We start from the raw sequence: 14,296 nt of genomic DNA on the forward strand, positions 1-14,296 counted from the left end.
CGATTATTCATTGGTAGTTCCCCATCGCCTCGAACTCGACGTTCTTATCGATCTTGATCTGGGCTGCCAGCCGTCACTTTTTCATGTCGGTTGCACAGTTTTTAGAAGTTTTCCGCACCGGGGCTCACGCAGCGCGAACTTGAGTTCGGTAGAGTGCCGAGTAGGCGACCGGGTTCGAGGCGGTGGATTGTCGAGGCAGTTGGCTCGCGTTGGACGGGTTCCGTGGCCGACGCGGGAATTTCTACACGCGAGTTTGACAGGATCGCACGCTCGAGCGAGCCGCTCTTGATCAGAAGGCGCCTCCGCTGTTACGACCCGCTTCACGACGGCGATGCGATGTCATCGGGTGTTCTCAACAACCGATCCTTTGACGGGACGGACTGCAGCGCGCCTCGACGCCTCGAGCACCCTCGGCATTTCACCGAGATCGCCTCGACCCATCAATGTGTCCGACGAGGTGTTCTCGAATGTCTCTGCGACGGGACCTTTGACGGGAGAACAGTGAAAGGAACCGGTGACACGCCTGCACTACGCGCGGGTGAGCTCGGCTGCGCAAGACGCGGCACTGTAGAGCCTCGTCCTGGAAGCAGCCGGCTGTGAGTGCGTGCCCAGCCCCGTGGTGATCGGCGGTTCAGGCGCCGTCACTGCGATCATGTGGTCGTAAGCTGCGGCGGGTGATGGTTTCCCGGTATGAAGGCTCGGGAGAGGAAGGATGGTCCAGTGCGATGCGTGCGCAGTCGGCACCTCGGACGCGTAGGTCTTGGTGCACGGTGGTCAGTCCGACGGGAGCGTCGGCGTCGTCCCACCGGGTGGCGGCCATCTGATCCGTCACCGTAATTCCTGCTTGGTCAGCCGCACGTAGGACTCCGAGGGCGAGTTCATCGCTCATCGCCGCGACAGCATCGACGACGTCGTTGAAGTTGGCCTCCAGGAGCTGAGATATGACTGCCATAGAGCGAATTGCTGACCCCCAGGAGGGGCCGCGTCGAGCCTTACCGCGTCGAGCGGAACGCCGTTTCGACCGGCTCCAAGAGGAACAGACACGAGTTGGACTCGTATTCGTCCACCTGGGCTGTGACGTGAAGGTTGGTGCCGACGCCGATCGTGTCCGGCATATTGCCAGTGGAGTGCAGATCACTCGTGGTGTTCACGTCGCGGAACTGAAACGCCGGGCCGGGTGCTGAGGTCTCGCTGAAGTCGCCCGCGCCGATCAGGATGTCGTACCGCGTAGTGGCGCCGTCGTGGCTATTCATCGCTCCGATGTTCCCGTCGAAGGCGATCGTCTGACCGCGGTACTTTTCGGCGAAGGCTGCGATGGAACTGTCGCAGTAGTCGCCGAGGCTGAGGACCGTCGCAAGGTCCGCGTTGCTTTCAGGAGTGAGCACGACGTCACCGGCTTCGGCCGACTCGGTGGGCGTCGGCTCCTGAGAAGGTCTTTCGCTGGGGGTGGGGGTGGTTTCGCTGGCAGAAGCTGCTGGCGTCTCTGCTGGCTCGGCGCTACTCTGCTCGCGGCTGATCCCGTTCGCGATGAGGGCGATGATCAGGGCCGCGAAGGCGCCACCGCCGATCGCGACGAGACGCCAGGGCGTCTTCGGCTTGGGCCGACGAATGGTGATCTCCGTCTGCAGTTTTCCCTGCGACTGGGAGACGACCTCCCAGCCTTCCTTCTCCCACTTCGACACAGTCCGAGATTCGGCGCCGCGTATGGTCCGCACGGTTTTTGTCTCGTATTTGACGCCATCGTCGGCCATGTAGTGCCCATCTCCGTCCAAGCTGGCACCACGCCAGACTGGATGAGCCTATCGACTTCGGCAACCAGCCACCGTACCGCCACCGCTGAAATAAGGGACTGATGCACGAGCAGGTGATATTTGATCTGGTTGGCTCGTAGGCAGCCCGGAGGGATGCGGCAGGTGCCCGTAGAACAACCCCTATGGCTTCGTGAGGAATGCGCGGCAGTCACTCTCGGAGAGGCGATGAGTGCACACCCATTCGCAAGTGAGAACTTAGTCTTGCTCACAGGGTTTATTTGAACCGATCCTGTGTGGTGACTTTTGAAGGAGTTCCAGTGGCTATCAACTTCTCCCTGTCCGATAAGCGCGTCGAGGATCCGATGGAGTCGTGGGAGGGACGTCCGTGGCACGGATGGGCACCCGGAGCAGATCCTCAAGATGTCTGGGCGAACAACCGGGGGATCTGGCGATTCGGTAACCGAGTTGAGAAGGAGCGCATCGCCACCTTTTCCCGGCGTGGAAAGATCGTACTGGTGGCCGAGATCACCGGCATCGAAGACGTCGACCCACAGTTCCAGGCCAACGGCGTGCGGCGCCGGGCTCTGCAGGGGCATGTCCTCCCCAAAGGGCATCCGGTGCACGAGGCTCTGATCGGTCGTTCCCTGCCCCGCCACCGTGTTGAGCTCACCTATCACGACACCTCTGAACAAGATGCGATGCTCGCGACCGGGACCGGGCCCACGGCCACCGAAGAGCACGCTCTCCCGGAAGCCACAGGGCAAGGGCGAGTCATGGATCCCCAACGTCGGAAGGCCCTGGAAGACGCCGCGCAGCACCGGCTGGAGACCTACTACCGCGACCGTGGGTGGGACGTCGAAGACGTCCGCTTCGACAGCCCCTACGACGCCATCGCCCGCAAGAACGGTCAGACCCGGTACCTGGAGGCCAAGGGCACACAGTCCGACGGCACCGCCGTCACCGTGACCGCCGGGGAAGTAGCCCACGCCCGGCAGCACCCCGGTGAGTGCGTCATCGGCGTCCTCAGCGGTCTACGCTTCACCGACAACGGTGAGCTCGACGAGAACGGCGCGGACTTCACGCTTCGCCAATGGTGTCCCGCAGAGGAAGACCTCCATGCCATTGAGTACCGCTGGAATGCCGCGCCGACAACGACCTTCCACTCGGAAGGATCCAGCGGTTCACCGGACATCTCCTAGGCAACTCAACAGCTGCCCGCGCAGGAACGCACAGCGCCCGCTCCACCACTGGACAGCAGGCACCGTTATTCAATCCTGCCCCCTGTGTCGCGAGCGAAGTTCACGGCGTGCTGATGAGCGCAGGATTCATTGCAGAGGCATGAAATCGCAGAAGTGTCTCGTCACCCGAGAGCTGCACAGCTTAGGGTTGTCAACCGTCTTAGTTACTTCCCCGAAGGAAAATCTGTGCGTAAGCGACAAACCCCACCTCTGACAGCGATTGCGATCCTGCTACTCACCGGCTGCGGGACCTCCGCTGAAGACCTCGACTCAGCTCCTGACGTACCAGTGGAGCGAACCTGTGAGCAGCTGTCCCCGAAGGGAGCGGGCAGTCTGCTTGAAGAAGTTGTCGACTTCGGCGACGAGATGCGCTCAGAGCCCACCATTGACGACGAGGTACTTGGACGTGCCCGATCCTTGATGGATCAGATCGATCCCATCATCGCTACCGCAGGCACGGAGACTCGAGCCGATCTGGAGAACGCCACCCGTGTTCCACGAACAATCATTGACGCCCACGAGGGCGACCAAGATCAGGTGAGCTGGAACTACGACTACTTTGTGGAAAGCACCACCTCACTGGCGCAGACCTGCTGGCCCGGAGAGGAGCTCGTCCTAACGGACGGCCCCACCATCGTAGCCGCGGAGCTTCCCCCGGGGGCTGAAGACATCTGGCGCCTGGGCCTATCCGGGAACCTGATCGAGGACATGGCCGGGCACATGGACGTTGATCAGCTCACCGGGGAAGACGGAGTGTTCACGTCCACCCAGTTCGCCGCCAACCAGGTGGACGACCTGTGTGGTTCAGATACCGACCGCATCGCCCCCGGCCTCGAGTCCAACCTGGAGCGCAATGTGCGCCTCGCCATGAACTCCAGTCAGATCGATGACGGCGCTGGCTTCGTCCGCGTCCTCACCTCATACGGCTGCCCCGACCGCTCGAACGAAGTGGATACGGCAATCAACCGAGCGTCTTGAATCCAGTGCTGGGGAACCTCAACGTGTAAGAGACCCACAGGGCAGCGGAAAGCGGGCACTACCCGCCTCTGGAGGGCAAGCACCGGGACTGCGGGACTGTCCCCCGGCATCGCGGGCGGATTGTTTGAGACCATGCCCCTCCCGGATCGAAACCAGAAACCGCTGACCCGCAGGCGAAGACGAGAACTGAACCATGACAGAACACCTCCAGAGAAGGCGTTGCATCGATCAACAGAATCCGGCCTGCGACATACGCATCACGATGTCCACAGGCAAAACGGACTCAGATAGTCGTCGCCTGCGGCAGCTCCCGGATCCGCCGGTAGAGGGTGGCGCGGGACATGCCGAGATCGCGGGCGACCTGGGTGGCCGGCTCGCCGCCCTCGATCAGCCGTAGCGCGTTGCGGATTTGGGAGTCGGTGAAAGTCTGCCGGCGCCCGCCGAGGTCCTTGCCAGCGGCCCGGCGCTTGGCCACCGAGTCGGTGATCCGCTCACGCTTGATCTCCAGCTCCATCTGGGCGAGGGCGGCCATGACCGTGAACACCATTGACCCCATCGGGGTCGCGGTGTCCACGTCTCCCCCACCGAGATTGAGCACCCGCAACCCCGCACCTCTCCCCCGCAGCGCCTCGGCGAAGGCCAGCATGTTCTGCGTCGACCGTCCCAACCGGTCCAGCGTGGTGATCACCAGCGTGTCGCCCTCCTCGAGCGCAGCCACTGCTTTGTCAAGGGCGGGACGGGACGCACGGCTTCCAGACGCACCACTGTCGACATAGACGTCATCGCGCCGCACGCCCGCGGCCAAGAGGTCAGACACTTGACGGTCGGCATCCTGCTGTCGCGTCGACACCCGGGCATACCCGATCAGCTTCCCCATGTCCACCTCATCTGTCTCGTAACTGACGTTGAGTATCCGATTCTAGGGGCATGGATAAAGCACAAGGATGCGAGACAGGCCAAACCGCGAGAAAATGCGAATGAAAATTTTCTGGATGAGACGTCTCGCATCCCATACCTTGCAATACCCCCCTTGCCGCGCCATGCCGTGACTCGAGTGCAAGTGCGGGGCAGTCCCCAGCTTGGAGGCCGTGATTGATGGTTTAGAACTCGACCGGAGTGAGGTGACCGAAACGTTTGTGCCGGCGGTGGTAGGTCTTCTCAATCCAGGTCACGATGGCTAACCGCAATTCCTCCCGGGTTTCCCATCGCTGACGATCGAGGACGTTCCTCTGGAGCAGGCGCTCACTGACGAGGACGGCATTTCCTGTATCGACTTGAACAACGGCATCGCGGACGGCGTGCTCAATTCTTGGGTGCGGAGGCTCATCGATGCGACACCGAACAGGTTGTCCGTGGAGATCTCCCTCCGCAGGGAGGACCTGCACAGGTGGCACACCAGGTGCCCTGGCTTCGGCACACCAGCGGGAGCAGTATTGCTCGTGGAGCGGTAGTGGCAGGGCCGCTACATCGCCGTGACCAGCACCGCCTTGGAAATGTGATGCCGCGGCGCGTCCTTCCAGACGCCCTGGCCTTGGGTCAGCTTTGACTCTATCGCCGCACTCTATAGGGTCCACTTGTGACTGATTGCCCCCGCCCCCTCGTCGACGTGATCCTCCCGATACACTCCCCTGACCGGCCCCTTGATCGAGCCGTGGCCTCTGTCGTCGACGGTGGCCTGCCGGTGGATACGAAGGGCGGCGTGCGTATCATCGTGATCTGCCACAACGTCGAACCGGACCGGATTCTGCCGACGCTTCGGCCGCGGTTCCGTGAAATGATCACCGTGCTGGCGTTACAGGACAACGGCAGGACACCGGGTGAGCCTCGGAACTTCGCTCTCGATCATGTCACCGCTGAATACGTGTGTTTCGTCGACAGTGACGACACGCTCGATCCAGGGGCTCTCGCCCGCTGGGTGGATATCGCTCAGAAGGGTGATGCCGCCGTGGTCCTCGCCCGACTGGCCCACGGCAACGGGGGCATCGTGCGCACACCTGTGACCCGACCGGGGCGCGCCAAGAACCTCGACGCACTGGCAGATCGCTTGGTCTACCGCACCCATGTCTTCGGGTTGATTCGAGCCGATGCCATAGAGCGGCTCGGTCTCCGGTTCCCCGAGGGATTTGTGGCGGGCGAGGACCAGTCATTCTCCCTGCCGCTCTACTCCGACGCCGGGCGCATTGACTACGCACCTGGATTTCCTGGATACGTTCTCCATGACGACGCGACTGACCGCATCACCTCTGCCTTCAGTCCATTTGCTGAGGAGCTGAAGCCGTTCTTGATTTTCAGTTCCTCCGCATGGCTAAAGTCACGGCCCATAACGCTGCGGCGCAGCTACGCGGTGAAGGTGCTGCGCGTCCAGCTGTTCGGGGCGGTGACAAGGCGTACCAGGACGGGCCACTGGACTGCAGCAGACGCCGAGGCCGCCCAGCACGCTCTGCGGCAAGTGCTCGCGGATGCACCGGGTGCCGAACGTGCGATGTCCCGAGCGGACCGCGAACTGATGGACGTGCTGGAGAGGGCCGAGACAGATCTCGCGGAAGTGTCCCGAGCGGCCGAGGGGCGGCGCCGCTTCGGCGCACCCGCGACCTTGATGCCCCGCAACCTGACCATGTTGCTCCACCGCGACAGCCCCTTGCGCTTCATGGTGGCCTCAGCACTGCTGCGTTGACCGCGCCGAACCGTAACGGACGCCGTCCAGAAGCGTCCGGCCAACTGGATGCTTCTATCGGGGTCAGAACATCGTGAAGCTTCCGACTCCGGCCACGGCCCACACCGGGCGTGAGCCCATGACGACCGAGCCACCATCCTGCGCCGGTTCTCCGCTCGTCGTTCACCCCTTGACACCAAGGGACTGCCGCACTGACAAGTGACGTTGACGATGACAGTGCCTCGTCACCGGCGCGTGTGACGATGCAGGTGACTGACAGTCAGGGGCGCTTGTCACGCGCAGACGCACCAACCGCGGCGCAGATGTGTCCCGCAACCAACCCGCCCCGCAGCCCTTGGCTTCCAAGACGGCCGAATGTCACATTGCTCAGCCTGCCTCCATAGTTATCGATCCTGCGCCTACTCTGGTCCATCACTACCGGGCCCCCCGACCCACCGGCGCGCCCCGACCCCAGGCTGCCACCGCGAGACCAGCTGTCACTTGCGAACAGGACAAACGCATGACCAGCTCTGCAACGGGGGCCCTGGCCGTGGAGCTGCGCCCGGTCTCGCCCACCCAGTGGGTCGCTACCTACTACCCCATGGTGGAGACTCCCGCGGGCCGCTGGGCCGAGGTCACCTGGGAACTGCACCAGCACCTGATGCCCGACATGACGGCCCCACGGGAGCCGGCACGGTGGTTGGATACACGCAGCCCCGACCCTGATCACCCCTGCTACGCCGGCCACCAGGGATGGGCCGCCCCACTGGCCGCCGGCTACGCAACCGCACTGGCCGTCCACGACACCGAGGCCACTGAGGTACTGCTCTCGGCTCAGGAGACGCAGCTGCTGGGAGTGGACACGTTCGTCGTGCCTGCCGGACAGCTCTCGGAGTGGGTGCTCGACGATCTCCAGGGCGAGACCTCAGACGTCTGCGGCTGACCCCGGGCACAGCCCAGCCCTTCTCGCACCGCCCCCTCCGACCACCTCCATTCGCAACCGCACATTGATGTGTCACGTTGTGAACAGCGCCGCCTCCCCGACATTGCTGGCCGGAGCGGGAGGGAGCATCGTGGCCTATCAGGGGGACAGGTGATCTGCATCAGACCATCCTCCAGCTTCTGGTGCGTCGACTGGCCACACTCGGTTCCGGGGGGATCCGGGGCGTGCGCCCCAGACGAGTCCGCGCAGGAGCAGCACGGGGGCGGGATGGCCGGGGGGCCACCTCGTCCCCGTCACACTGCGCTGGGACACCGCCTCGGTGACGGGCGAAACGACCCCTGATGAGACGCCTCCCATCCCTTGGTTTGCGAGATGGCGTGGTGGGCTCCCCGGATTAGGTCATGCCTGGTGTGGGCTCAGCGTTGGAGGGTGTGGCGGGGGTTGACCCCATACAGCGCACGGTAGGCGGCTGCGAAGCGGCCCGGGTGGGGGAAGCCCCAGCGGGTGGCGATCCTTTGGACGGTGTCCCCCGCGGTGGGATCAGCGCGCATCAGGTCGTGGTGGGCTGCGGCCAGGCGGGTGCGACGCAGATACTGGGCCGGGCTCAGCTGCAATGGATGATTGGCGTGGAAAGCATCCACCAACGCGTCCATAGTGGTGTCCGCGGCCCGGGCGGCGTCTTCGACCGTGATCGGCAAGGAGGCGAAGTCGTCGAAGAATTGGCGGGCGATCCGGTACCGGCGGGCTTGGGCTTCCATCGACAGGTAGCGCTGTTGGCGGTCCCCGGCCAGTGGGAAGCACTCGAGCAGCCCCACCGTCAGGTGACGGGCCAGATCGGCCCGGACCAGTGGTTCGTCGAAGGCTTCGGAGTTCATCACCTCAGCCCCGTAGCGAGCCATGTCCGACCACGCCCGTCCCAGCTCGGGGCTCACCGGTACCGCAGAGGTGAAGTTCACCGGGGTCGGGGTGCCATACACGGTGTCGGCGGTGGCCTGCACCAGCTCCACCGGCAGGAACACGTTGGTGGAGCGCACCGCCTCAGCCACGACCAGGCCATGGCGTCCGGGACGGAACAACACCGGGGCGCCAGTCGCGGTGCCGGCCTCGTCCCGGTCCTGCCAGTCATAACGTGCCCCGTGCGTGGGAGATCGCGAAGACCTCGGTACCACCCCAGAAGGACACAGCCCCCTGGAGCCGCACCTGCGAGACGGTCATCTGCTGGTCCCCGGCCTGGGTAAGCCGGTAGGAGAATCCCGGGTCCTCAGAGCCAACGGCAGCCCGCAATCCGATCTGTTGGCACAGGTCGCCGACGGCCTCCGGGTCGGTGAGGACCACCTCCTGGCGAAAGACCACAGTCCCCTCCTCCCCACGGATTCACCCCCGCCCCGTGGCTTGGAACCGGTGAGCCCGGGGCTGCAGCGCCCGCACTGGTGCATGCTGCGCAGGCCATGCCGTGGCGTCGACGGGATGCTGTCATCTTGGTGGCCTTCCATCGCTGCCGACAAGACCGCTGCTGCGGGCATCGTCATGACCGGACACACGAATCGGGCAACCCCTTGAGGTAGCAGCCGATTACAGTGCGAGCATGGGCCTTGAGATCCGCAGGACGCACTACACCACCGACGACCCCGAGCAGGCCTACGCAGCCCTGGCGCGCGCCTACGCCGTGCGACGCTGGCGCCTTGCCCAGGCCGACCAGTTCAGCCTGCACCTGAGCACCACCGCCCTGGGCCCGGTGACTTTCGAAGCCAGCCGACTCCACGGGGCCACCGGGGCCGGGACCCTGGACTTCACCGAGACCATCCGGGTAGGTCACCTCGTGGCCGGACGCCTGACCCTGGACGACGGCCCAGCAGACTTCCAGACCTCAGCGCCTTTCCTCCTCCCCCCGGCCCTCTACACCGACCGGTGGGAACACACGGAGATCGACTCGGTCGCCTTCGACCCCACCGCCATCACCGCCCATGCCCGGGCCCTGGCCGCAGACCCCGCCCTGGTGCCGCGATTCACCGGCACCACCCCGATCACCCCGCACAAATCCCGCTACTGGACGCGGCTGTTGAACCATATCCGCCACGACGTGCTGGACAACGAGGCCGCCGCGGCCTCTGCCCTGCTCCTCGACCAGACCGTGCGCAGTGTGCTCACCGCCGTGCTGCACACCTTCCCCAACACCGCCATCGACACACCGGTACCAACCGGACAAGCCGATCCGGTCCCGGCCGCGATCCGCCGAGCTACCACCTTCATCGACACCCACCTCGCCGAACCCATCGGCATCACCGAGATCGCCGACGCCGCCCGGATGAGCCCGCGCGGACTCCAGGCCGCCTTCCGCCGCCACCAAGGCACCACCCTCATCGCCTACCTTCGCCGCGCCCGGCTCGACGCCGCCCACCACGAGCTTCTGGCCATCGACCCCACCACCGGGATCACCGTTCAGGAGATCGCCGCCCGCTGGGGGTTCGCCCACTCAGGCCGCTTCGCCAGCGCCTACTACCAGGCCTACGGCATCTCCCCCGCCCACACCCTCCACAGCTAAGGCTCCACTGCCCCCTCCACGGCCTCACTCGTGCCTACCTGCACTGTCTTGAAACCGGAACGTCTCGCAACCCTTGCCTTCAAAGACACATGTGAGGGGCCACTGCTGACTGTGGGCTAACAGCTGGTCGACGACCTGGCCCGCGAGGTCAGGAACGCTGTGGACGAGGCAATGGCACAGTAGGCGCTGGCAGCGGAGGATGTTTGAACGAACGTCAGTCCCTGGTGACAGGATGTTCAGAATGAGCACCGTGACCGGAGACGTCGTTCACCCCCTGTACATCCGGCCCGGGGATCTCGTCCCCTACTGCGGAGTGACACCTGCCCCGGACTCGCTGACCGGCAACTCGAACACGGGCCACAGCCGCGACGAGCTACTCGAGTGCATGGGCTTCGGCCTGCCGGTCTGCATGGTGTGCGCCTACCCTGATGCACTGGGCGGCTCCACGCCGCTGATGCGCAGCGAAGACGGAGGCTGACGCACCGAAGCGGTGCTCGTCGTCGCGCCTCGCGAATGGTGAGCTGCAGCGTTGATATGATTATTAGTCAGCATGTGCACACATTTGATGGTGCGCGCCAGTTGTATATGAAGCACGAAGGACGGACATGGCGACAACGATAAGGAACCGAGACTTCCAAGAAGCTAAGCAGGCGAAGAAGGACGAGTTCTATACACAGTTGTCCGACATCGAGAAAGAGTTGCGCCACTACCGTCCTCACTTCAAAGACAAGGTCGTCTACCTTAATTGCGACGATCCACGCGTCAGCAACTTCTTTCGCTACTTTGCATCGAACTTTAAAGAACTTGGACTCAAGAAGCTGATTGCCACCTGCTACCAAAGCAACGATCCACACAATTTCGGCCGTGGAGGCTCGGACCAGGCAGTATGGCTGGAATACAACGGCGATCAGAACGGGAACGGGACGTCCGACCTGAGCGAGATCGGTGTCCAGCCACTAGAGGGCGACGGAGACTTCCGAAGCGCCGAAAGTGTCGAACTCCTGAAGCAGGCGGACATCGTTGTCACAAATCCACCGTTCTCGCTGTTCCGCGAGTACGTGGCCCAGCTCTTCGAGCACGAGAAAAAGTTCATAATTCTCGGAAACATGAACGCTTTGACGTATAAGGAAATCTTTCCTCTCTTCCAGAACGACCAGATGTGGTATGGCCCTAGCATCCGAAGCGGCGACCGTGAGTTTCGCGTTCCAGATGACTACCCGTTGACAGCCGTCGGCACGCGGGTCGATGACCAGGGAAACAAATATGTCCGGGTCAAGGGCGTGCGTTGGTTCACGAACCTCGACTTCCCGGAGCGGCATCAGGATCTCGATCTGACTAAGACCTATCAACCTTCCGACTACCCGCGTTACGCAAACTTCGACGCGATCGAAGTCAGCAAGACTGCCGACATTCCGGCTGACTACGACGGCCTGATGGGCGTCCCGATCACCTTCATTGACAAGTACAACCCTGATCAGTTTGAGATCGTCGGTTCGAGCAAAACGATGGGCAAAAGGATGTCCGACGTCGCCGAGAAGGGCACGTATCAGCCGGGTGGGCCGCGGTTCTATCTCCCTGTTGGCCATGGCGGGTACCGCCGCATGTACGACCGGATCGTAGTCAGACACAAGCGTCTTGCGAACTCCTCCGCGACACGAAACACGGAGGATCATGTCGTATCGCTATCTCGGTAACAAGACCAAGCTCGCCGACTGGATCGTCGGAGAAATTTCTGGCATTCTCCCGCGAGGATCTTCCATAGCTGATCCGATGTGCGGGACTGCTTCGGTCTCCATGTCACTTGCTCGAGCTGGTTACGAGGTGACGGCCTCGGACGCGCTAACCTTCCCGGTGGTCCACGCACGCACACGCTTGTTGGCCAAAGAAGCTCCGGCTTTTGAGACCCTTGGCGGGTACGACAAAGCACTTGAATGGATGCGCACCATCGACCCTCTCCACGGCTACTTCTATAAGGAGTTCGGTGCGCAGGGAGCTCCAGCGAACGGCCGAGCGCCGAGACTCTATTTCTCTGCGGAGAACGCAGCACACATCGACGGTGTACGCCAAGGTATCTTAGAGCTCCGATCGTCTGGGGCCGTGACCGACATCGAGCACAGCGTCCTGTTGCAGCACCTGCTTCTGTCCACCAACAAGGTCGCCAATATCAGCGGCACATATGGTTACTTCCGGAAAACTCTTTCGGGATCGGCTCTGCGACCGCTGGCGTTCGAGCCACTCGAGTTCGAGGACACGCCTGGTGTCCACCGGGTGCTGCAAGGGTCAGTCGAGGAACTTGCGCCCTCGCTGGAAACTGATGCCGTGTACCTGGACCCGCCGTACACCAAACGTCAATACGCAGGGAACTACCACGTACTTGAGACACTGGCCCAAGAGGACGAGCCAATTGCAGCGGGAGACGGAGGACTGCGTCCTTGGGGCGATCAAGCGTCTGATTTCTGCTATCGAAGGACAGCTGGCCGCGCCTTCAGGGAAACCCTGAAGCATCTGAATACTCGCCACGTCTTCATCTCCTACAGCGAAGATGGCCAGGTAAAGGAAGACGAGCTGCTGGCCATCTTGAGCGATTTCGGCCAAGTCGTCATTCATGAACAACCACATACCCGGTACCGCAGTAACGGCCGAGTGAAGGATGGATCAGTGTTAGAACGTCTTTACCATGTGGAGGTTTTCTGATCATGTCTGACGACGTGCATGTCGAGCGTATCTGGTGGCGAAACGTCCCCAAGGGTGAGTTCTACAATGTTGAACGACACCCGAACGTAACTAAGGGCGGGCAAGGCTCACTCTATTTCGAGGTACCTGAGTCATTAACACCCAAGACGCTTGATTTCCTGGGAGTGAGCAACATTGAATCCTTGCCGTACACGATCCAAGCGGGCCTCGCTGATGAAATTGATAGTGGAATCACCTGGCCTATCGAGTTTCGACGCAAGTCGAATACGAGTCCGCGAATTCGGATCGCTCGACAAAACCGACAGATGACGGGTGCCCAGCGTCATCCCGCATGGGATAGGACCAGAGGGTTCCCGTCGGCCCCGGACGGCGTGCAGAACAGCAGTGAATCCGACCCACATTTCCCAGACGGAGGGCTCCGCATTTACATCGCGAAGACCGCGGACGGTGACTATTACGCAGGCTTCACCACTGGCAGACGTCCAACTGACATGGACGAAGATGACCCCGCTTGGGACCTGTACTCCCAGGGTCGAATCGTCGGTGGCGTAATCGATGCGAGGGACGGTGCGGCATGACCGACAAGGTGAATGACATATTTGCGTCTTGGGGCGTTGGGCGCAATGTACTGCTTTACGGACCGCCAGCAACAGGCAAGACACGACTGATCAGCCAGCTTTTCAAGGCGCTACAGGAACCGCCGAGAAGTAAGCGGGGCATCGTTATGGGTTCAACCACCGGCGCGACACCCTTTACCAGGCCCAAACAAGAGATCACGATCCCGCAGCCCACCAAGGTTGTATGGACCACCTTCCATCAGTCCTACGGATACGAGGATTTCGTCCTCGGCCTGCGACCAGTCATGACAAATGGAGAAACTCGCCTAGAGGCGTGGTCCGGCGTGTTCCTAGATGCTGCTCTCGAACTCGCAGACGAGGATTCCAAGTACAAGTCGGTCGTGATCTTCATCGACGAGATCAACCGGGGTAACGCCGCGCGGATCTTCGGCGAGTTCATGACCTTCCTCGATTTTGACTACCGTGACGCCGGTGAGGTCCCGCTGCCACTGCCCCTGCGGCAGTTGGCATTCAGCGAAGGCGAAAGCGAAGAGATTCGTAGGCCAGGCGGCACTTCGGCCAAGATTCCTGAGGGCTTCGTTTTCCCGAAACATGTGTATGTAGTTGCCACCATGAACAGCGTCGACCGTGCCGCTGTGCCGATCGACAGTGCCCTGGCACGACGGTTCGACCGGATTGAGATGCGGCCTAATCTCAGCGTTCTCGCCAGCCACTGGGGCATTGACACCGCAACGATCCCGACGCCGAATGACATCAACTGGGAGAGACTCGACCCTTTCCAGACTGCGTATCTGCTATTGGATCGACTTAACGTGATCATCGCGTCTGATCTTGGCTCAGAGTTCGAATTGGGTCACGGCCTCTTGACCCCGATCTCGCCCACGGAGAAACCAGCCGCCGGGTCCGAGCCGCCTGTCTC

14 protein-coding genes and 2 pseudogenes are annotated in these 14,296 nt (G+C 62.4%); 10 read left to right on the top strand and 6 right to left on the bottom strand.

Features of this window, described 5'->3' with window-relative positions; genetic code table 11:
• Window positions 1–631 precede the first annotated feature (631 nt).
• Both E7Z53_RS20935 and E7Z53_RS19430 read right to left on the bottom strand, forming a co-directional pair.
• Window positions 632–979, bottom strand: a pseudogene (locus tag E7Z53_RS20935) (substrate-binding domain-containing protein); the annotation flags it as partial.
• A gap of 13 nt (window positions 980–992) precedes the next feature.
• Window positions 993–1,751: a DUF4839 domain-containing protein gene (locus tag E7Z53_RS19430; protein ID WP_176338639.1), complete on the bottom strand. Its 759-nt coding sequence runs from the start codon at window positions 1,749–1,751 to the stop codon at window positions 993–995.
• A gap of 317 nt (window positions 1,752–2,068) precedes the next feature.
• On the opposite strand from E7Z53_RS19430, the gene E7Z53_RS20940 reads away from it, so the two are divergent.
• Entirely contained in the window at window positions 2,069–2,950 is an 882-nt protein-coding gene (locus tag E7Z53_RS20940) for a protein NO VEIN domain-containing protein (RefSeq protein WP_176338640.1), read from the top strand.
• A 225-nt stretch (window positions 2,951–3,175) separates the two neighbouring features.
• A complete protein-coding gene (locus tag E7Z53_RS19440; RefSeq protein ID WP_176338641.1) occupies window positions 3,176–3,967 on the top strand; it encodes a hypothetical protein in 792 nt (263 codons plus the stop codon).
• Between the two features lie 283 nt (window positions 3,968–4,250).
• Here the strand turns inward: E7Z53_RS19440 and E7Z53_RS19445 are convergent, their stop codons facing one another.
• Together E7Z53_RS19445 and E7Z53_RS19450 are read right to left on the bottom strand one after the other, a co-directional pair.
• On the bottom strand, window positions 4,251–4,844 hold the full coding sequence (locus tag E7Z53_RS19445) for a recombinase family protein (RefSeq protein WP_176338642.1): 594 nt from the start codon (window positions 4,842–4,844) through the stop codon (window positions 4,251–4,253).
• A gap of 223 nt (window positions 4,845–5,067) precedes the next feature.
• A pseudogene (locus tag E7Z53_RS19450) lies at window positions 5,068–5,205 on the bottom strand (IS3 family transposase); the annotation flags it as partial.
• 368 nt (window positions 5,206–5,573) lie between these two features.
• On the opposite strand from E7Z53_RS19450, the gene E7Z53_RS19455 reads away from it, so the two are divergent.
• Both E7Z53_RS19455 and E7Z53_RS19460 read left to right on the top strand, forming a co-directional pair.
• Window positions 5,574–6,641: a glycosyltransferase gene (locus E7Z53_RS19455; protein ID WP_260987178.1), complete on the top strand. Its 1,068-nt coding sequence runs from the start codon at window positions 5,574–5,576 to the stop codon at window positions 6,639–6,641.
• A gap of 499 nt (window positions 6,642–7,140) precedes the next feature.
• Window positions 7,141–7,563: a hypothetical protein gene (locus E7Z53_RS19460; RefSeq protein WP_109222981.1), complete on the top strand. Its 423-nt coding sequence runs from the start codon at window positions 7,141–7,143 to the stop codon at window positions 7,561–7,563.
• 416 nt (window positions 7,564–7,979) lie between these two features.
• Here the strand turns inward: E7Z53_RS19460 and E7Z53_RS20945 are convergent, their stop codons facing one another.
• Window positions 7,980–8,609 (bottom strand): helix-turn-helix transcriptional regulator, encoded by a 630-nt coding sequence (locus E7Z53_RS20945; protein WP_217905977.1) that lies wholly within the window; start codon window positions 8,607–8,609, stop codon window positions 7,980–7,982.
• A 76-nt stretch (window positions 8,610–8,685) separates the two neighbouring features.
• Window positions 8,686–8,916, bottom strand: a complete 231-nt coding sequence (locus E7Z53_RS19470) for a hypothetical protein (protein WP_176338643.1) — start codon at window positions 8,914–8,916, stop codon at window positions 8,686–8,688.
• 232 nt (window positions 8,917–9,148) lie between these two features.
• Between E7Z53_RS19470 and E7Z53_RS19475 the strand changes: the two genes are divergently transcribed.
• The 6 genes from E7Z53_RS19475 to E7Z53_RS19500 all read left to right on the top strand — a co-directional run.
• Window positions 9,149–10,105, top strand: a complete 957-nt coding sequence (locus E7Z53_RS19475; RefSeq protein WP_109222982.1) for a helix-turn-helix transcriptional regulator — start codon at window positions 9,149–9,151, stop codon at window positions 10,103–10,105.
• Window positions 10,106–10,346: 241 nt separating this feature from the next.
• A complete protein-coding gene (locus tag E7Z53_RS19480; protein ID WP_176338644.1) occupies window positions 10,347–10,583 on the top strand; it encodes a hypothetical protein in 237 nt (78 codons plus the stop codon).
• Window positions 10,584–10,710: 127 nt separating this feature from the next.
• A complete protein-coding gene (locus tag E7Z53_RS19485) occupies window positions 10,711–11,799 on the top strand; it encodes an adenine-specific methyltransferase EcoRI family protein (protein WP_176338645.1) in 1,089 nt (362 codons plus the stop codon).
• Complete coding sequence (locus E7Z53_RS19490; RefSeq protein WP_176338646.1) at window positions 11,777–12,799, top strand: DNA adenine methylase; 1,023 nt, start codon at window positions 11,777–11,779, stop codon at window positions 12,797–12,799. The genes E7Z53_RS19485 and E7Z53_RS19490 overlap by 23 nt, the downstream gene beginning before the upstream one ends.
• Before the next feature lie 2 nt (window positions 12,800–12,801).
• A complete protein-coding gene (locus tag E7Z53_RS19495; RefSeq protein ID WP_176338647.1) occupies window positions 12,802–13,377 on the top strand; it encodes a hypothetical protein in 576 nt (191 codons plus the stop codon).
• The coding region (locus E7Z53_RS19500) for an AAA family ATPase (RefSeq protein WP_176338648.1) at window positions 13,374–14,296 on the top strand (923 nt) is incomplete at its 3' end. The genes E7Z53_RS19495 and E7Z53_RS19500, both read left to right, overlap by 4 nt.

This window comes from Kocuria salina (assembly GCF_013368965.1).
In the GTDB taxonomy this organism is placed as follows: domain Bacteria; phylum Actinomycetota; class Actinomycetes; order Actinomycetales; family Micrococcaceae; genus Kocuria; species Kocuria rosea.